Annotated in this window: 15 protein-coding genes; 12 read left to right on the forward strand and 3 right to left on the reverse strand. The window is 59.5% G+C overall.

The window, feature by feature from the left end; all coding sequences use genetic code 11:
* Positions 1-46: 46 nt before the first annotated feature.
* The 3 genes from QN219_RS17695 (at position 47) to QN219_RS17705 (ending at position 1,840) form a co-directional block, all read left to right on the forward strand.
* Positions 47-877, forward strand: coding sequence for an alpha/beta hydrolase (locus QN219_RS17695; RefSeq protein ID WP_284001075.1), 831 nt, complete (start codon positions 47-49; stop codon positions 875-877).
* Between the two features lie 337 nt (positions 878-1,214).
* Positions 1,215-1,418, forward strand: a complete 204-nt coding sequence (locus QN219_RS17700) for a hypothetical protein (protein ID WP_284001076.1) — start codon at positions 1,215-1,217, stop codon at positions 1,416-1,418.
* Positions 1,418-1,840, forward strand: a complete 423-nt coding sequence (locus QN219_RS17705; protein WP_284001077.1) for an isochorismatase family protein — start codon at positions 1,418-1,420, stop codon at positions 1,838-1,840. The genes QN219_RS17700 and QN219_RS17705 overlap by 1 nt, the downstream gene beginning before the upstream one ends.
* Before the next feature lie 380 nt (positions 1,841-2,220).
* On the opposite strand, the gene QN219_RS17710 is transcribed toward QN219_RS17705, so the two are convergent.
* The 3 genes from QN219_RS17710 to QN219_RS17720 all read right to left on the reverse strand — a co-directional run bounded on the left by QN219_RS17710 (position 2,221) and on the right by QN219_RS17720 (position 4,640).
* On the reverse strand, positions 2,221-3,435 hold the full coding sequence (locus QN219_RS17710; RefSeq protein ID WP_284001078.1) for a patatin-like phospholipase family protein: 1,215 nt from the start codon (positions 3,433-3,435) through the stop codon (positions 2,221-2,223).
* Between the two features lie 117 nt (positions 3,436-3,552).
* Positions 3,553-3,918, reverse strand: coding sequence for a response regulator transcription factor (locus tag QN219_RS17715; RefSeq protein WP_284001079.1), 366 nt, complete (start codon positions 3,916-3,918; stop codon positions 3,553-3,555).
* 89 nt (positions 3,919-4,007) lie between these two features.
* The gene (locus QN219_RS17720) at positions 4,008-4,640 is read right to left on the reverse strand and encodes a response regulator transcription factor (RefSeq protein WP_284001080.1); all 633 of its coding nucleotides are present in this window, start codon (positions 4,638-4,640) and stop codon (positions 4,008-4,010) included.
* A gap of 417 nt (positions 4,641-5,057) precedes the next feature.
* Here QN219_RS17720 and QN219_RS17725 point away from each other — a divergent pair, with 417 nt between their 5' ends.
* The 9 genes from QN219_RS17725 (at position 5,058) to QN219_RS17765 (ending at position 19,423) form a co-directional block, all read left to right on the forward strand.
* Positions 5,058-5,531, forward strand: a complete 474-nt coding sequence (locus tag QN219_RS17725; RefSeq protein ID WP_284001081.1) for an AraC family transcriptional regulator — start codon at positions 5,058-5,060, stop codon at positions 5,529-5,531.
* 125 nt (positions 5,532-5,656) lie between these two features.
* Positions 5,657-10,777 carry an ATP-binding sensor histidine kinase gene (locus tag QN219_RS17730; protein ID WP_284001082.1) on the forward strand — a complete coding sequence of 1,707 codons (5,121 nt, stop codon included), beginning with the start codon at positions 5,657-5,659 and terminating at the stop codon, positions 10,775-10,777.
* A gap of 484 nt (positions 10,778-11,261) precedes the next feature.
* Complete coding sequence (locus QN219_RS17735) at positions 11,262-14,651, forward strand: AAA family ATPase (protein ID WP_284001084.1); 3,390 nt, start codon at positions 11,262-11,264, stop codon at positions 14,649-14,651.
* 908 nt (positions 14,652-15,559) lie between these two features.
* Complete coding sequence (locus QN219_RS17740) at positions 15,560-16,597, forward strand: ABC transporter substrate-binding protein (protein WP_284001085.1); 1,038 nt, start codon at positions 15,560-15,562, stop codon at positions 16,595-16,597.
* Positions 16,598-16,608: 11 nt separating this feature from the next.
* Positions 16,609-17,454, forward strand: a complete 846-nt coding sequence (locus tag QN219_RS17745) for an ABC transporter ATP-binding protein (protein WP_284001087.1) — start codon at positions 16,609-16,611, stop codon at positions 17,452-17,454.
* Positions 17,451-18,272: an ABC transporter permease gene (locus tag QN219_RS17750; protein WP_284001088.1), complete on the forward strand. Its 822-nt coding sequence runs from the start codon at positions 17,451-17,453 to the stop codon at positions 18,270-18,272. The genes QN219_RS17745 and QN219_RS17750 overlap by 4 nt, the downstream gene beginning before the upstream one ends.
* Positions 18,273-18,363: 91 nt before the next feature.
* A complete protein-coding gene (locus tag QN219_RS17755; protein ID WP_284001089.1) occupies positions 18,364-18,945 on the forward strand; it encodes a class II aldolase/adducin family protein in 582 nt (193 codons plus the stop codon).
* Positions 18,942-19,064 (forward strand): hypothetical protein, encoded by a 123-nt coding sequence (locus tag QN219_RS17760; RefSeq protein ID WP_284001090.1) that lies wholly within the window; start codon positions 18,942-18,944, stop codon positions 19,062-19,064. The genes QN219_RS17755 and QN219_RS17760 overlap by 4 nt, the downstream gene beginning before the upstream one ends.
* 152 nt (positions 19,065-19,216) lie before the next feature.
* Complete coding sequence (locus tag QN219_RS17765; protein ID WP_284001091.1) at positions 19,217-19,423, forward strand: hypothetical protein; 207 nt, start codon at positions 19,217-19,219, stop codon at positions 19,421-19,423.
* The last annotated feature ends 18 nt before the right edge of the window (positions 19,424-19,441 follow it).

Consider the following 19,441-nt stretch of genomic DNA (forward strand, 5'->3'; position numbering starts at 1 on the left):
GCGGCGGAAAACCTCTACCTCGAACCAAAGCAAAGGAACGGTTGCCATGACTCAGAACTTCATCAGGACAGAAGACGGCGTCGAGATCTTCTACAAGGATTGGGGCTCGGGCCAGCCCATTGTGTTCCACCACGGGTGGCCGCTTACGTCCGACGACTGGGACGCGCAGATGCTCTACTTCGTGAGCAAGGGTTATCGCGTGATTGCCCATGACCGCCGCGGACACGGTCGCTCGACCCAGGTCAGCGACGGCCATGACATCGCCCACTATGCGGCGGACGTCGCCGCGCTTGCGAAGCAACTCGATCTGCGTGATGCCATTCACATCGGCCACTCGACGGGCGGCGGCGAGGCGCTGGCCTATGTCGCCCGACACGGCGCCGGCCGGGTCGCCAAGCTGGTGATGGTCGGCGCCGTGCCGCCAATCATGCTCAAGACGGAAGCCTATCCCGCCGGGCTTCCGATCGAGGTGTTCGACGGTCTGCGCGCCCAGCTCGCGGCCAACCGGTCCCAGTTCTTCCTCGATCTGCCGAGCGGTCTGTTCTACGGATTCAACCGTCCCGATGCGAAGGTCTCGACCGGCGCGATCCAGAACTGGTGGCGGCAGGGCATGATGGGCAGCGCCAAGGCCCATTACGACGGCATCAAGGCCTTCTCCGAAACCGACTTCACCGAGGACTTGAAGAAGGTCGAAGTGCCGACCCTGGTCATGCACGGAGACGACGACCAGATCGTGCCGATCGACAGTTCCGCGCGGTTGGCCGTGAAGCTGCTGAAGAACGGCACGCTCAAGGTCTATGAGGGCTACTCGCACGGCATGCTGACGACCCATGCCGATGTGATCAATCCTGACCTGCTCGACTTTATCAGGGCTTGATAGTCCGCGGGGTGGATGCGAACGCCGCCGGCGGAAGACTATGCCCGGCAGAGGCACACGGCCCCCCTCCCAACGACGCTACGTCGTTTCGTCCATGCGGACGGAACGACCTTCCCTGTGGATGGATGGGCCGGTGCCACAATCCTCTAATATCGCGCCAGGCTCTCCCTCGCGACCGAGACCATCGCGATCGTTGCATTGACATTGGCCACTTTGATCGTCGCCGCGATCACGGTCCGGACCGTTCTACACATCGTCAACGGGAAAGCATCTCGCGAGGACTTATGCGAGAATCCGACCAACAGGGGCTAGTGCCCCAAATCAAGGAGAACTTTCGATGATTGATCCGAAACCGCTTCTGACGTCGACCGATTGCGCGCTGCTTCTGGTCGACCATCAAGCCGGACTTGCCTTTGCCGTCGAATCGATCGACCGTCAGACGCTCCTGAACAACACCATCGCGCTAACGAGGACCGCGTCCGTTTTCGGGATCCCGATCATTGTCTCGACGTCCGCGACCGGGTCTACAGTGGTCCGTTGATGCCCGCGATTCAGAAAGTGATCCCCGACGTTCCGGTGATCGACAGGCGCAACATGAACGTCTGGGAACATGAGCCAGCCCGCCAGGCAGTAGAAGGCACCGGACGTCGCCGCCTGCTCGTTTCCGGTCTGCTCACGGAAGCGTGCGTTTCGTTTCCCGTTCTTTCTGCCCTTTCGGAAGGTTACGAGGTCTTCGTCGTCGGCGACGCCTGCGGGGGGCTTGCCACTGCAAGCCACGAACTCGCTCTTCGTCGCATGGAGGCAGCAGGAGCGCATATGACATCGTGGATCCAAGTGCTGTTGGAATTACAGCGGGACTGGACCCGTCTCGAGACCTATGATGGAGCTCGATCGATCATCGAGACATATGGAGGAGGCTACGGTATTGGCCTCAACTATGCGCGGGATATCATAAAGCCTTAAACTTGCGCCGCTTGTTCCAACCCGGACCGCGACATTTGGGCTAAATGTCGGCAGGTCCTTCTTCTTCGATGCCATTGTCGAGCGCCACGAACAGGTCAAAGTAGGACGAAACGGGCGCGGTGGCGGGCCGGCGCCTGGGCCGAACTTCTTGGCGATGCCGCTCGTCACACCGTGGGCCCCCGTGCCCGCAGCATCGATCTGCAACTCAAGCATGTATTGAAGGGAGGCCTGTCGGTCACCCGGATGGACCGTACGCTTCATCGCGTTTATGCGGCTTCTCCGGCCCCATGCGCAGACCGCACGTTGATGAAAACCTGGCAGTCGGCACGCTTGTCGAAGAGAGGAGATGCCGAACGCGCTCAGACTCACCAGTAGGAATTTTACTGTCGTTCAGCGAGAATGGGCGTTACGGGAGTTCCTCGAAGCCATCGGTTTGCAAGCCCAGCACGATAACCTTCATCGAAAAGCTTACGCATGTATTCGATGTCAAATTCTGATCTCGGCTTAACACCGAAGTCGCTGGAGATCGCAGCATAGAACAATCGGGCGTGACCCTTGTTAGCCAAACCCTCGAGACGATTAAGGTCGGCAACCCCTTGATATTTGGTCAAGGTCTCTATCGCTCGCTGCGCAACAGAAATCGTTTTCTCGGTGGTCGATTCGTATGCCGGATTCAGTTGGCCGTTGCGGATCACGTAAAGACTTCTTGATCGAGCATGACCAAACTCCTTCCGTTCGAAGTTGGACAAGCCGATCTCAGGCGGGGCGAAGAATACTTGTGCGGACACGCCGCCGTCGACATGCAGTTCTTCATAGACCTCTCCCTCAGCGGTTTGCACAGGGAGCCGAACCGGAGGAAACACGGCCGGTATCGAAGCGGACGCCAGCAAGACATTCACGATCAGGTCTCGGCGATCTTGGCGCTCGCTCGCGCTGATCGCCGAAATATCCCAGACGACGGGACGTTGGGCGTCGATGTTCGTCGTCTGGACAAGAAGGCGCCGCCCAATTCGATACTCCGCTGCAATTGCGTCCACAACATCGTCGGTAACGTAGTTGGAGATGAGTGCGCGAAGCGGGGCATTATCGTAGAGTGCCGAACCAAAGACACCGAATATGCCGCGACTGAGCATTATATCCCGGTCACCATAAACCGTGTAGATTTTCTCCAATTCGGTGTCGTACTTTGTGCCGAGGAATATAAACGGGGCGGCCAAAGCGCCCGTGCTCACCCCTGTGACGACTTCGAATTCCGGACGATTTCCGCGCTTGCTCCAGCCTTTAAGAAATCCAGCCCCGAACGCTCCATTGGCGCCGCCCCCCGAAATAGCAAGATAGTCCGCGCGCTTCAGGGAGGCGGGGCGAACTCCACGCGACGCCGCGGCTTTGATTTGGCGGTATTGGTTCGTGACCAGGCTTCTCAATTCGGGCGTTACCTCGTCGCCCCAGAATCGGGCGAGGGCAGGGTCGCTGATGAAAGCGGCTTTCTGTTGGGCCTTGGACATCACCACCCGCGAGGCGGGCGCGACACAAGCCGACAAGCAGGCGGCGGAAACGAAGAGTGAAAAATAGGAGAGAGATCTTAAGACAGTCATTTGAAATTACATGCCTTCCTAGTCGCAACCCCCTCGCTGATCAGCTTGTTTCCTTCGAGCGTGACCATTGGAGGTTGCGCAACATGACGGACGCTTCGATTTCCGACCGAAGCGTCGTCATGTCCGGGCAATGGCTTCCCGGATGCAAGCTGCGAGACGGTCCGCCTGGAAGGGTTTTTGGAGGATGTGAACCCCGTCGCCGACACGCTGGCGGACAGTCTGTTCCGAAAGGGCGGTGATAAAGATGAAGGGGAGGGGCTCGTTGCGCGCTCGGAGTTTCTCGTACAGATCGATTCCGCTCATTCCCGGCATATGCACGTCCGACACGACGCACGCGCAGCTTTCGATGTCACCGGAGTTCAGGAATTCCTCCGCGGACACATAGGTCTTCACCAAGAAGCCGAGCGAGCGCAGGAGGCTGCTCGTCCCACGCCGAACAGTAACTTCATCATCAATGATCGAGACAACATGACGTGTTGGCACCGAGTCTTACCGATCTCCGGTTCAACCGGGTCATGACATTGGAAGGACACTTTGCCAAGCTTACCCGCCAAAGGAAAGTATACAGTGGTTTACTCGCTACGAGAGCCGGCCGCGGAGATGCCGAGCAGTTCCGCCATCTTGACGAGGTCGGCGAAGGTCTTTGCCATCATTTTCCGGCTGACTTTTCCGCGGTGAATCTTGACGGTGATCTCGCTGAGCTCGAGCTCTCCGGCGATCTGCTTGTTCATCAGGCCGGACGTCGCCATCGCCATGACCTGCCTCTCGCGCGCGGAGAGCGTCTCGTAGCGCGAACGAAGCTCCTGAAGCCGATTCTCCGCGCTTCGCGCGGTCTGGCTCTGCTTGACGGCTGCGTGTACGGCATCGAGCATGTCCTGGTCGCGGAAAGGTTTGGCGAGAAAATCGCGCGCGCCTGCCTTCATAGCTTTGACGGACATGGGAATATCCCCGTGACCTGTGACGAAGATGACCGGAATGGCAATTCCTCTTTCATTTAGTCGACGCTGAAAGTCCAGTCCGCTCGTTATTGGCAGCCGGATGTCCAGGACCAAGCAGTCGGCACGACCGAGGTCTGGGTCGGCGTATGCATCCTCAGTCAAGCCATAGGTCTTGACGTGGTACCCGACGGACCGCAACAGAGAGCTGAGTGCCTGGCGTACCAGAAGTTCGTCATCAACGATGAATACGAGCGGACTGTCCGACATTTAGATGCTTTCTCTGGCCATATCTGGCCTGCCGCAGTTTAGACCGATCAAGATACTTACGGAATAACCGGGACATGGGACAACCATACCGGGGTATAACTTGGCAAGACGCAAGTCTGACGAAATCCGATCATGGTTCGATTTCCCCGGCGGGGATGTGGCCGCATGTTGGATGCCCATCGAACGGAGCAAGCCATGTCAGCGACTGTAATAGCAGCATCTCGGGACAATGCGAAAACAAGATGCAGGATTGAGGATGGAGACGATCAAACGTCTCAAATCGTTCGGCTGTTGTTACGAGCCGCCCGATATCGCAACTGCAATGAGGATGCAGCTCTTGAATTCGTAAGGCGTGCGACGGAACTTCTTGATCAACACGTCAACACATCGGACGGACCCGCACCAACAGGGGGAGGCTTGGCGCCCTGGCAGGTTAAACGACTGAAGTTGCATATCGAGAACTCAATTTCGCGGCCGATTGCCCTGCATGAGCTGGCCGCTCTCAGCCGGCTGAGCACCAGCCGTTTTTCTGCGGCGTTCAAAATAAGTTTTGGCCTTCCTCCGCATGCCTACCTGATCGAGCGGAGGGTCGCTTTTGCAAAGACCCGAATGCTGACGAGTGATGCACCGCTGTGCGAAATCGCACTGGATTGCGGATTGGCGGACCAGGCGCATCTTTCCCGAGTCTTTCGGCGGGTCACCGGAACGCCTCCGAGCGTCTGGCGCCGTTCGCGACGCGAAGCATCCGGCGACGGTGGGGGCAGAATAATCCCAAACAGCGTTGAGGCTGGCTCCAGCGAATATCTGTCGCTTGCACAGCACGGTATCAAACCGAAATCTGCAGGTATGCCCGAGGAGTCTGGTGCTCCTCCAGACAGATCTTGGCGATGACATAGCGCCTTCGATTCTCGACGCCGAACCGACCGCTAGTTACGCGTCTTGGAAAATCGAATATGAGGGTTCAGCCTGTCGCATAGTCGGTCTATAAACCCAAAGACTGTTTTGGGAATGCGACTTTGATTGACTTCGACGCTGCTTGGTTGAAATCCTGTGTTCGTGAGGCGCATAGCCGATACCAGCATATGGAGTTCTGCAAATTAAAAGAGCCTGACTCGGGCCGGACATGGGAGGCCGCATCTGTTCCACGCACGTCGGCTGCTGCGAAATCCCGCCTTGAGGCTGATTTCCAATTCGGCGTTGAGCGCTTGGCCAATTGGCAGGATCCTCCGGTCGGCCTGATCCAGACACCGGATGAGATTGTGCTCATCTACGCCCACGCAAGCGCAGCGCACTTATTCGATCGACCGGGCGGCCAGCCTCTGGATGCTTTCCTCCGCTTTGCTCTATCCGCTGCCACGGCTATCGGTGAGGCTCACCGTGCGGGATATGTACATTGCTCGCTCAGTCCTGCGTACTTGGCACTTGATTGTTCCGGCGACATCCGACTGAGAGGGTTCGGCACTGCCGTCCACGGGAGCCAGCTACCAGGAAAACGGCTCCTTGCAGTTGAGCCGCCGTCTCACGACGAGATCATCTATCGCGCTCCCGAGCAGCTACTCCCGAGCAATGCGTATGTTGATACAAGAAGCGACCTATATTCGCTGGGCGTACTGCTCTTTCAACTCCTCACAGGACGCCTTCCGCTGCAATCATCGACAGTATCCGGATGGAGGCATGCGCACCTTGCCGTCGAACCCTATGCCGTTGAAGATTTTCGCGGCGATGTCCCCGATGTCGTTGGCAAGATCTTGCTGCGCCTGCTCAGAAAAGATCCTGGCGCGCGCTATCAGAGTGCAAAAGCGCTACAGTTTGATCTTACGCGTTGCCAGGAGGAGTGGGCCTCCCGCGGCGCGATCGAAAGCTTTGAGCTCGGCCTCGTCGATGCTCCCATTCGTCGTGGTGGTCCGCAACCGCTCTTCGGCCGAGCATACGAAGAAGCGCACCTGGCCGACATCCTGAAGCAATTCGATGCCAGTCGAGAGGGAGCGTTTGTCACCATCTCCGGGCCCCCCGGCATCGGAAAATCAGCCCTTTTCCATTCGTTGAGTGGCAAGTTGGCATCCTCGGCCATTTTTGCGCAGGGGAAAAGCGATCAGCAGCAGCGGGACATCCCCTATGCGCCGCTGGTGCAGGTCCTGCGCTCTGTCGTCGATCAGGCCATGCGCAGGGGCGAACATAGTCTGCGGGACATCCGGGAAAGTCTCCTCGAGCGACTGGACGGCCACGGCAAGGTGGTAACCGATCTCGTTCCGACGATGGAACTCATCGTGGGACCTCAACCCCCACTTGCCGAAGTGCCGGCGCATCTGGCCCAGACCCGGGTGCAGAGAGCGATCCTGAATACCTTCGTGGCCTTCGCGTCCGCCCTTTCCCCGCTAGTGCTTTTCCTCGATGATCTCCAGTGGACCGACGAACCGACCCTCTCGGTACTGAAGCTCCTGTCTGCCGAACGCTTCGAGAATCTACTTTGTGTCGGAGCCTATCGGGAAGAAGAGGCGCAGGCGCTCTTCGCATCGGACGGCCTGATCGACACATGGCGTCGCTCGGCCACACCGCTGACAGAGATCTCGCTTAGGTCTCTTTCGGTTGAAGCGGTCCAGGAAATCATCGCCACCGTATTGCGCAACGAGCCCGCAGCCGTCGCCTCCATAGCCGAGATCATCCACGACAAGACGGCCGGGAACCCATTTTTCGTCAAGCAGTTGCTTCAGGCCCTTTTCGAAGAGGGCGCTATTGTCTTCAGCGTCGCGGCACGCACCTGGACCTGGAAAACCATCGATCTCCTCCAATATCCGTACGCCGACAACGTCGTGGATTTCATGATACGCCGGCTCGATCAGACAGGGCCGGATGCCCGCGAAATGCTCCGGCTCATGGCCTGTATCGGGCCTCAGGTCGATGGAAAGCTGCTTTCCGCACTGCTGGAGGTCGATTTCGCGGAACTGCACAAGATTGCAAACCCTCTGATCGCCTCCGGCCTGCTGACACGGCGCCACGATCTTTTCTGTTTTGCCCACGACCGCGTCCAGGAAGCAGCCTATGCGCTTTCGACACCGGCGCAAAGGGCAGCCGACCACGCGCGCATCGCGCATCTCATGATTGACCTCACCGGCTTTGAAACCAGCGAAACGGCCTTCGCCGTCGCCAGCCAGGTCGAAGGTTGCGATTCCGAGCAGCTATCGTTTTCTGCGAGGAAGCTGTTCGTGGAGGTGCTGGTCACAGCTCTTATCCACGCGAGGAGCGCTGCCGCCGTCGAACAGGCCGCCCGGTACGGGAGGACCGCTTGCGGCCTGATGGATGAGGACTGGTGGTCGCAATGCTATCACCTGGCCTTTCGTGCGCACCTTCTTTGGTGTGAATGCCTTCTGGCAACCGCCGCGCTCGACGAAGCAGCAGCAACCGTTGATCAACTTCTGGTTCGAGCTGCATCGGCAACCGAAAAGGCGTCAGCTTACCGTTTGCGCGCGAACCTCCTGACCCTGCGATCCGATTATGAAGGCGCCATCACAGCAGCTCTCCTGGGCCTCGACCTGCTCGGGATCGGCCTGAAGCGCGGCGCAAGCCGGGCGGAACTCGACCAGGCCTACGAGGAGGTGAAACGAACTCTCGGCGGCCGGAACATTCTGGAATTGCGTGACCTTCCTGTCATGACCGATCCGCGGATCAAGGGCGCGATGGCCTTGCTTGCAACGCTGATCTCCTCGATCTTTACGAAGGACGGCCTCCGCTTTCTTCACATGGCAAAGATGGTGGAGCTGACGCTCACACACGGCACCACCTCTGAATCAGCCTATGGGTTGAGCTGGTTCGGCGTCATGATCGCCTCGCTCTATGACGACTACCACGACGGCTTTGCCTATGGTCAGGCAGCATTGGCGCTTGTCGAGCGGCACGGATACGAGGAACAGCATACCGCGACGCTGGTGGCGGTCGACCAGATCAGCGCCTGGACACAACCGATGTCCTATTCACTCGACCGGGTGCGAGACGCGATCAGAATCGGCCACGCGGCTGGGGACGTTGGCATGACATGCTACGCGCGCAATCATCTTGTCTCCGACCTCATCATCATCGGCGAAGATCTCTCCCTCGTCGCGGCGGAGGCAGCCGATGCGATCAAACTTACGCGTGCGCTCGGCTACCAGGACATTGAACACCTCCTTACAGCTCAGTTGAACCTGGTGATGACCTTGGCTGGTGGAGATGCCAATGGAGGACGGCAGTCAGTGAACTGGGATTTCGAGGGTGGTAAGATCGTTGCCACCTCGACGTTGTTCTGGGTACAGCTTTACAAGGGAATTTCGCTCTATTTTGATGGAGCCAATGACGGTGCTATTCCTCCTCTGACGGCGGCTTCCGACCTCATTCCCCTGATGGCAGCGCATATCGATACGTCGTATTGCACTCTGTTTCTGGCTCTCGCGCTCGCCGGTGCGTCTGACGACTGGCAGCAAGGATCGCCGGTTGCCCAAACCCTGGAGGCAATCCACTCTCGCTTCGCCATGTGGGCTTCGATCAATCCCGGCACATTCAAAAACAAGGTGCATTTGATCGAAGCGGAAATAGCGCGCTTGCAGTCGAAGAACGAGCAGGCGTCGACCCTCTTTGACCAGTCGATCCAGGAGGCGCAGTCGGCAAACTTTTTGCATGAGCAGGCTCTGGCTCTCGAACTTGCCGGCAGGCATTGCAGAAAACGAAGTTTGAAAGTCAGCACTCATCATTTCCTGAAGTCCTCCTATGATCTTTATCGACGCTGGGGGGCGAACCGTAAGGCACAGAGATTGGCGGAAGAGTTTCCGGAAATCTTCGTGTCCGAAACGGCGGGATCGATCGCAACGCCCCACTCGTCGCTTGATCTGGAAACGGTTGTTGAGGCATCGCAGACGCTTTCTAAGGAAATGGATCTGGATCGCCTCGTCGAAACTCTTATGAAAAGCATGCTGGTCCACGCAGGTGCAAACCACGGCGTGCTCCTGTTGATGGAAAACGGTGAAGTGAGGGTTCACGCGTCAGCGGCGACCAAAGGGAAGGAGGTGGTAATTTCCATCTCTCCGACCGCTGCACCCGAAAGATTGGTGCCCTATGCTGTCATCGACACCGTGATGGCGACGCGTCAGCCGCTCGTTGTCACGGACGCCACTGTTGACTTGCAGGAGCCATGTCAACCGGAATTGGGCGGACCTGCCCACTCCGTGCTCTGCGTGCCACTAATCCGGCGCGGCAATCTGATTGGCTTCATCTACCTGGAAAACACCCTGCTTGGCGGTGTCTTCACGGAAAGCAGAGCCACGACGATCAAGCTGCTGGCAACGCAAGCAGCCATCTCTCTCGACAACGCGAGGCTGTACGCCAATCTGATGCGAGAGAATGAGCTACGTTCGCGCAGCGAAGCGGCGCTGAGAAACGCGCGGGCGGAACTGGAGCGTACTTCTAAGCTGACCATTCTTGGCGGTATTGCGGCTTCGATTACTCACGAAATCGGCCAGCCCTTGTCGGCGATTGCCGCCCATTCGGGGGCGGCTATTCGATGGCTTGAGCGCCCGGAACCGGACATGGCCGAGGCGGTCGAATGTCTGACATCCATCGATCAGAGTGTTAGGCGGATCAATGAGATCATCCGCGCCTTGCGCGCCCTTTCCAAGCAATCGCCCGCGGTGCATCTGCCGATATCTATCGATGCGGTGCTCGCGGAAGTCATCCAGATCGCGCAATCTGAGATCGAGGCCAGTCATGTCAAAATCGTTCTCGACCTCAACACGCAAGATGCGATAATCCGAGGTGACGCAACGCAGCTTAAACAGGTCGTCTTGAACCTGCTCACCAACGCCATGGAGGCTATGGACAAGCTTCCCCTGGAGCAGCGGCGAATCGATATCACGTCAAGGGTCATCGACGAGAAGGCTGTATCAGTGAGTGTGCGAGATTACGGCGAAGGAGTATCGGCGGCGGTTCTCCCGCAGGTTTTTAATCCCTTGTTCACGACCAAGCAGACAGGGATGGGTATGGGCCTGGCGATTTGCAAATCGATCGTCGAGGCACATGGTGGTCCGCTGACAATTCAATCTGCTGAGATAGGCACGGTTCTCCAGTTCTCAATTGCTATCGATCGATCAGCTTCTTCGGAGATTCACCCTTAACTTTGTGGAAGTCTAGCTCAGGTGAGCACCTGTTGTGATAAGCGCGACATGTGGTCGGCGATCGAAGGTGACATGGTGGCCAGCAAGATCGATGGGAGGGAATGCGCCGGCGATTCGTCCCGGCCCGGCTTAAACCTCGGCCGGCCGTTCCTGCTTTGGACGCCCTAGATCAGATCACGGGACAGAAGCTCGAACAAGACAAGAGCTTCGGCTTTCCAAGCTTCAGGTTGGCGGTTTCTTCCTTCACGAAAGCCAATCATGCGGAATCGATAGGACTCCAGGATGGCCGCACAGGCTCGGCTCTTCGCGTTCCTGTAGGCCTAGCCAGGGTGGGGAGTTGCCGTTCGGCTCGTCTGCGAACACGTTCGCCGCAAGCAGACGTTCCCGACGCAGGCCATGCGGTCCTCTTGCTTGAGTCGTGCGGCTTAGAGACTTCTGGAGTATGCTGAAGAACCTTGCACTCCGAGCAGACGGAGGAGGAGCCATGGACGTCGGTGCCTGGCTGCGCGATCAAGGGCTGGGACAGTACGAAGAAGCGTTCCGCCAAAACGACATCGATCCTGAAGTCCTAAGAGATCTTACGGCCGAGGACCTGATTGGGCTTGGCGTCGCCTCAGTAGGGCACCGTCGTAAACTGCTTGCTGCCATCGCCGCACTGCGTGAGGTCGCTCAACAACCGAGCGGCCAAGCTGGGGTTGGCGGGACACCTGTAATCCTGCCTGAGCCGGAGCGCCGCCAGCTCACCGTGATGTTCGTCGACCTTGTCGACTCGACCAGGCTTTCCTCACGACTCGATCCAGAGGAGATGAGCGAACTGCTGCGAGGCTATCAGGGTGCAGTGGCGGGCGCTATAGCTCGACTCGAAGGCCATGTTGCCAAGTACATGGGCGATGGCGTGCTCGCTTACTTTGGCTATCCGCGCGCTCACGAGGATGAGGCCGAACGAGCGGTGCGAGCGGGGCTTGCAGCCATCGACGCAGTGGCGAACCTGCAACCACCGCATGGGGAGACGCTGCAAGCTCGCGTCGGCATCGCGACCGGCTTGGTTGTTGTCGGCGAACTGATCGGCGAAGGTGCTGCGCGTGAGGAGACGGTAATCGGCGAGACGCCCAATTTAGCGGCACGACTGCAAAGTGCCGCCGAACCGGGAACTGTGGTGGTGGCATCCACCACCCGGCAGCTGATCGGCGGCCTGTTCGATCTCGCCGAGCTCGGTTTCCACCCGTTGAAGGGCTTTCCTGGTTCAGTACCCGCTTGGCGCGTGCTCGGTGAAAGCTCCGCGGAGAGCCGTTTCGAAGCCCTGCACGGGGCAAGCCTGACCCCGCTCGTCGGTCGCGAGCACGAGATAGGACTCCTGCTTAAGCGCTGGGAAGCGGTCAAAGAAGGGGAAGGTCGCGTGGTGTTGCTAGCAGGCGAGCCAGGCATCGGCAAGTCGCGCCTTGTTCGTGCCCTGCGTCGGCGTTTGGAAGGCGAGCCGCATACCACTGTAAGTCACTACTGCTCGCCCTATCATCAGACCAGCCCGCTTCATCCGGTTATCCGCCTTCTGGAGCGGGCAGCTGGCTTCGCCGCGCAGGATCCCCCCGCAATGAAACTGAGCAAGCTCGAGGCGCTGCTCACGCAATCGACCGAAGACGTCGCCGACGCGGCCCCGCTGCTCGCGGCGTTGCTGTCGGTTCCAGCGGACGGTCGCTATCTGCCGTTGGAGTTGAGCCCGCACCGGCAGAAGAAGCGGACGCTGGAGGTACTCGTCGATCAGCTCATCGGGCTCGCGGCACGTCGGCCCGTCCTGGCAGTATACGAGGACGTGCATTGGGCAGATCCGACCTCGCTGGAACTGCTGGATCTTGTTGTTGACCGCGTGCAAGACTCGCCAGTGCTGGTGCTCATCACATTCCGCTCCGAGTTTCTCCCACCGTGGATGCGCTATCCCCACGTCACCGCATTGACGCTTAGTCGTTTGAGCCGTCGGCAAGGCGCAGATATGGTCGAGAGCCTGACCGGCGGCAGGGCTCTGCCTACCGAAGTGCTCAACCAGATCGTCGGACAGACAGACGGCGTGCCGCTCTTCGTCGAAGAGCTGACGCGCGCGATATTGGAGACGAGCTTGCTTAAAGACGAGGGCGATCACTACGTTCTCGCAAGTCCCCTGTCGGCAATCGCAATTCCAGCTACGCTTCAGGAATCGTTATTGGCCCGGCTTGACCGACTTGCGCCCGCCAGGGAGGTCGCGCAGGTGGCGGCCGCAATCGGTCGAGAATTCTCGCATGAGTTGCTCGTGACCGCCGCGCCGTTGCAGACGAGCGAGGTAGAGGAAGCACTGGACGACCTCATTGCTTCGGGATTGGTGTTCCGCCACGGGACTCCGCCGCAGGTAACCTACAGCTTCAAGCACGCGCTCGTACGCGACGCCGCCTACGCGACCCTTGTGCGCACGAAACGACAACGGTTGCACGCGGCGATAGCCACAGCGATCGAGCAACGCTTCCCCGAAACGGTCCAGACGCAGCCCGAGCTTCTGGCCCAACACTATGCGGAGGCGGGGCGGCTAGAAAGTGCCGTCAATTACTGTCTCAGGGCCGGGCAAGCAGAGATTGCGCGCTCCGCAACGGCCGAAGCGATGACCCATCTGACAAGAGGGCTGGAGTTGCTTGAAGGACTGCCTGATGATGCTGCGCGATGGCGGCAGGAACTCGAATTGCAGGTCGCTCTCAGCGTTGCCCTGATGACTGCCAAGGGTTGGGCAGCGCCAGAGGTCGGCCGGGCCAACGCGCGAGCACGCGAATTATGCGAGCGGATCGGGGATAAAGGCAGGCTCTTCCCTGTCCTCTACGGGGAGTGGGTCTTCCACGTCGTTCGCGCTGAACTGGAGGCGGGGAGGAAGGCGGGAGAGGAGCTGCTCCGACGCGCGCAGGAAGAACAGGAGGCGTCCGGTGAGACCGTCGGCAATCGCATCGCCGGAACCGATGCCTTCCTTCGCGGCGAGATCGCTACTGCCCGTGAATATCTGGAACGGTCGCTCGCCCTTTATGACCCGCAGCAACACCGCTCCCTCGCATTCCTGTTCGCCCAGGACCCTCGGGTGGCGGGACTGTCGGTCCTCTCCTGGACCCTCTTCGCTCTTGGGTATCCTGAGCAGGCCCAGGCCAGGAGCAACGAGGCATTGGCGGACGCAAGGGAACTTTCCCACCGCAACACGCTCGGTTACGCCCTGCTTTACGGCTGCATCCTGTCGCAGCTTCGCGGCGACTGGCGAGAAGCCCGAGATCGGGCGGATTCACTGATCACGCTCGCAAGAGCGCAGGGCTCTCCGCACTTCCTCGGCGCAGGTGCAATGGTTCGAGGCTGGACGCTAGCAGAGACGGGTGAATTGCCGGCGGCCCTCACACAGGTTCGAGAAGGCTTGGCGTCGTGGCAGATGACTGGAGCGAGATTCCTGGTTCCATTCTTTTTGAGCTTGCTCGCGCGCCTCGAGACGCATGCCGGGGGAGCAAAGCGAGGATTGGATTTGCTGACCGACGCGCTGGACCGAGCGGGCGCAACGGGCGAGCGGTGGTTCGAGGCGGAATTGCATCGGCTGACGGGCGAGCTGATGCTGCAGCTGCCCGCGTTTGATCGTGCCGAGGCGGAAGCACGACTCCGGCACGCGGCCGAGGTAGCGCGAGGGCAAAGCGCTGACTTATGGGAGTTGCGCGCGGCGACAAGCCTAGCCCGACTATGGATCGTGCAGAACCGGTTCGGCGACGCTCATCACCTGCTTGCGCCCCTCTGCGGCAGGTTTACGGAGGGATTCGCGACATCGGATCTGCAATCGGCCCAACGGGTGCTTCGCGAGACAGCCGGTGTCAATGGCGCGACCAAGTCATCCGACTAGTCAGCCGAGTTGCAATGTTCTACGCCAAACCGCGCTGACAGCACTGTCGGCCGGCAAGGGTGTGATGGAGCGTCACCGAGTCAGTAGTCGTCCGCTTTTCCGGCAACGAATTGGAGCTCTTGGTTGTCCGATCCGGGGTCAAGACCTGACGGTTCTGCTTGCTGAGGGAGCGACCCTGAGGGTCGAAGGGACCCATTCTTCACGAGCCCTGTGCACGGCTTGTTGCGAGGATGTTCACGTTCTGGGCTAAGATCACATAATGCATCGTGTGGAACGCCGTCGCCCTTAACCGACTATTTCGGCTTTCTGCCGGCCTTCAGCGGGTCTGGAGGCTGGGGCGATTCCACTGGGGTGGCAAAAACAGCTTTGAGATATCGGCCAAGACGCCATCCAACCAGATGTATGGCTGGGATCTCGTCGATTTCGCTGCTGAATCGCAGTATGTTCTCGCCGCCCCTCGGGGTCCGCAGCATTCGGAGCATCTCCGGTACGGCCCGCCGACGAGGGCTACTCCGGCAAGCACTGCTGGTCGCGGCGGCAGAACTGCGGATCGCTGAACTAAGGCAGGCTCCTCCACTCCGCAGCGACGGCTCGTCGCGATGTGGAATAATTGCGCCGAGCACTCTGAAACGCCACAGACCCGTCGCAACAGCAGAATGCGCGCTGTGTCGGCCGGCGATGTCCGGGTTCCACCGTGGCTGGCTTCCTCGTCGACGAGTTGTTCTCTCTGAAGCGTCCATCTGAAAATAAGCGCAGGCTCGGCAATCCATATCATTCCCATGAATTGACATTTGCTAATATCGCTTGTAGTTCTAAAAGGGAACATCGTTCCGCATAAAGGAACATCGCGAAACCCGTGGGACGGAGAGAGCGGGATTGGCACTTTTCGCTTAGCAGGAGGAGAAAATATGAAGGGACTCGTTTGGAGCGCCGCCGTCACGGCATCGGTTATTTTGGGCTGTCTGCCAGCCAGCGCGGCTGAGACGGTCACCGTCAACATCGGCATCGTCAATTCGACCAGTGACGTCGCCTTTTTCATCGCCGACAAGAAGGGTTACTTCCGGGAAGAAGGTATCGACGCAAAATTCGTTCCGTTCGACTCCGGCGCAAAGATGGTGGCACCCCTTGGCGCCGGCCAGCTCGACGTGGCAGGCGGCTCGCCTTCGGCAGGCCTTTATAACGCCGTCGCGCGCGGCATCGGGATCAAGATCGTCGCCGACAAGGGCTCGACGCCTCCGGGCTATGGTTACCAGCCACTGCTGATCCGCAAGGACCTCATCGACAGCGGCAAGTTCACGAGCCTTGCCGATCTGAAGGGGATGAAGGTCGCAGGCAGCGCCAACGGCAGCGCCTCGACCTCCACGATGAACGAAGCCCTGAAGAAGGGGGGCCTCAACCCCGCCGACGTCGAGCGTCTCTACCTCTCCTTCCCGCAGCATGTGCTTGCGCTCGAAAACAAGGCGGTCGACGCCGCGCTGACGACCGAGCCCTCGGCGACCGAGGCTGTACGCCGCGGTGCCGCGGTACGCTTCATGGGCGACGATGAAATCTATCCCAACCACCAGCTCGCCGTAGTGCTCTATTCCAGCGCTTTTTCCGAGCAGCATCGCGACGCGGCGGAAGCCTTCATGCGCGCTTATGTCCGCGCCGCGCGCGACTACAACAATGCACTTTTGAACGGCAAGCTAGCCGGTCCCAACGCCGCCGAGGTCATCTCGATCCTAACAGAATACACCTCGGTCAAAGATCCGGAGATCTTCCGCGCGATCGTTCCCCAGGGCATTAATCCGGACGGCAAGCTGAACGTGGCGAGTCTGCAGACGGATCTCGGCTACTTCCGGTCGGAAGGTCTGATGGAGGGGGAGGTCGCGTTGGACCAGGTCGTTGACACGTCCTTCGCCGAAGCTGCCGTCAAGAAGCTCGGCCCCTATCAGCCGCAGAAGTAGAGGACAGCGACATGGCGAGATCATCTCATCATCTGCGCAGCGTACCTGACGAGTCTCACGAGGCGGCAAAGATACGGCTGCGGAACCTCACCAAGTCCTTCGAAACGCCGGCGGGCACAATGACTGCGCTCGACAACGTCTCGCTCGACATCGCCGAAGGCTGTTTTTTCATGATTGTCGGTCCGAGCGGCTGCGGCAAGACGACCTTGCTCCGCATCCTCGCCAATTTAGAGACCGCTACCTCAGGCAGCGTCGAGGTCAGCGCACCAGCGCAGAACCGCCCCAGCAACTCGATGGTCTTCCAGGGGGATTCTCTGTTTCCGTGGATGACAGTCTGGGACAACGCTTCCTACGGATTACGCCTGCGACACGTGCCTAAGGGCCAGATCAACGAGGTCGTCGGACATTATCTGGAGCGTACGGGGCTCACGCGCTTCGCGCAGGCCTACCCGCACCAGCTCTCCGGGGGCATGCGTCAACGTGTGTCGATCGCCCGTGCCTTCGCCAACGATCCAGACATCCTGTTGATGGACGAGCCGTTCTCGGCGCTGGACGAGCAGAACAAACTCCTTCTGCAGGAAGAGCTGCTGCGCATCTGGGAGGAAACCCGAAAGACGGTGCTCTTCATCACCCATAGTGTCGATGAGGCCGTGACCCTCGGCGACCGAGTGATGATCATGTCGGCCCAGCCCGGCCGCGCCAAGGAGATCATGGACGTTCCCTTCGAGCGCCCACGCTCCGTTTTGGAACTGCGCTCGCGCCCGGCCTATGGCGAATTCGTCTACTCGATCTTGGGCCAGCTTCGCGAGGAAGTCCAGCGCGCGCGTTCACGCGATCTTGGGGAGACAAAGGCATGAGCATCGCACCGAACGTCACACAGACGGCAGCGGCCGTCCGCCCCAAGAAGAGGCTTTTCGCCGGCGACAACCGCGACCGGATCATCAGCATCGCGTCGCCGCTTATGCTTCTGCTTGTCTGGCAAATCGCGGCGCAGGCCGGTTTGATCGACCAGCGCTTTTTCCCGGCGCCGTCAAAGGTTTTCTCGACCTTGCTGTCCCTAGTCGCAGATGGTTCGCTCTGGAGCAACACCTGGGCAACGCTGCAGCGGCTCTTCTGGGGCACTCTCGTCGGCGGCATCCCCGCTCTCCTTCTCGGCGTGGCGATCGGCCTGTCGCGGCCGTTGAGGGCCATGATCGATCCTCTGATCTCGGCCACCTACCCGGTGCCGAAGAGCGCTATCTTCCCGTTGCTGCTGTTGATCTGCGGGCGTGGAGAGGCTTCCAAGATCGCCATGGTGGCAATTGGCGTCTTCTATCCATTGCTGATCAATTCGGCGACCGGCGTTCTTGAAATCAATAAGATCTACCTCGATGTCGGGCGCAACTACGGTGCTAACCGCTGGCAGGTCTTTTCTACCATCGCCCTGCCTGGTGCCGTGCCGCACATCATGAGCGGCCTCAAGCTCGGTCTCGGTCTCGGTCTGATGCTGATTGCGATCGCCGAAATGATCGGCTCGAAGAGCGGTCTCGGTTACATGATCTGGAATGCCTGGGAGCTGCTGTCGGTTGAACAAATATACGTGGGCCTACTGGTCGTTGCCTTTCTTGGCTATGTCATCTCAGTCATCCCCGAACTCGAGCGTAAGCTGGTGCCCTGGAAGAAAACCGCCCGATAGTTTCTCAAACCTGACCGTAGAGAAGCGGCCGTCATCGGGGCGGCCGCAACTCTTTCGGGCAATCGCGCCCCATATCATCGGACTGCAATCCATGATCGGAGACCACGAAGAAAGGCAGACCCTCGCGCGCTCGATCCTGATGCTCGAACGTGCCGGCATCATCGACTTCAACGGCCATGCCAGCATACGCCTGCCCGGCTACGGGATGCTCATCAATTCCGGCGTGTCCGTGCGCAGCGCTCTCACCGCGAACGACATCGTCGCCATCGACTTCGACGGGAGGCCGATCGAAGACGGTCCTGCACCACCAAGGGAATTCCACATCCATTCGGAAATCTACCGCCGCCGGCCCGACGTCAACGCCGTCATCCATGCCCACCCCTTCTGGTCGACGCTCTTCAGTTCGACCGGAAAGGCGGTCAGGCCCGTGACCATGCAGGCTGCCGTGCTCGGCGAGATCCGGGAGTTCCCCGCCATAGCCTCGATCAATACCAAGCCGCTCGGCGAGGAGCTTGCCGCGACGCTCGGCGATCATCATATGGCGCTGCTGAAATCCCACGGCGCGGTGATCGCCGCCGGCAGCATCCTCGAAGCCTTCGTGCTTGCGGTCTATCTAGAAGAGAATGCGGAGCGGCAGTACCGCGCCGAGCAGATCGGCGACCGGCCGTATTGACGAGCGAGCAAATCGCCGTGCTCTCCGGCAATCTCTGGAGGCCCAACCTGCTGCAGAAGGTCTGGGATTATCACGCGTCCAAGCTGGGGTCAGAACGGGAACTGCTCCCGAAGGGGTAAGGGGGGGCATCGCGCGAGCCGCCAATCCGATCCCCCGCTCAGAAATTTTCTGCCAAACATTCCGGGCGCCTCCTTAAGCGGCCCTTTTGAGGGAACTGACCGGCGTCCGATGCGTTCCGGACTGACAAGAAGAACTAGGGAGGGAAACTCCCATGCACAATCCAAGATATCGCGTGAGGCATGAACAGGACGGGACCTGGACGGTCTACGACGTCTTCACGGGAATGCCTGCCGTCATCGGCCGCGACAAGGTCTCCTGCAAGCTCAACCCTGAACAAGCGGATGAAATCGTTGGCCTTATGAACATGCTGGATGCTCTTAGGCGGAACATTTTGCATGGGCCTGACACGATCCACTGAATGGCAGCTGTGCGCCGA

It is taken from the genome of Sinorhizobium sp. 8-89 (assembly GCF_030124325.1).
Lineage (GTDB): Bacteria > Pseudomonadota > Alphaproteobacteria > Rhizobiales > Rhizobiaceae > Sinorhizobium.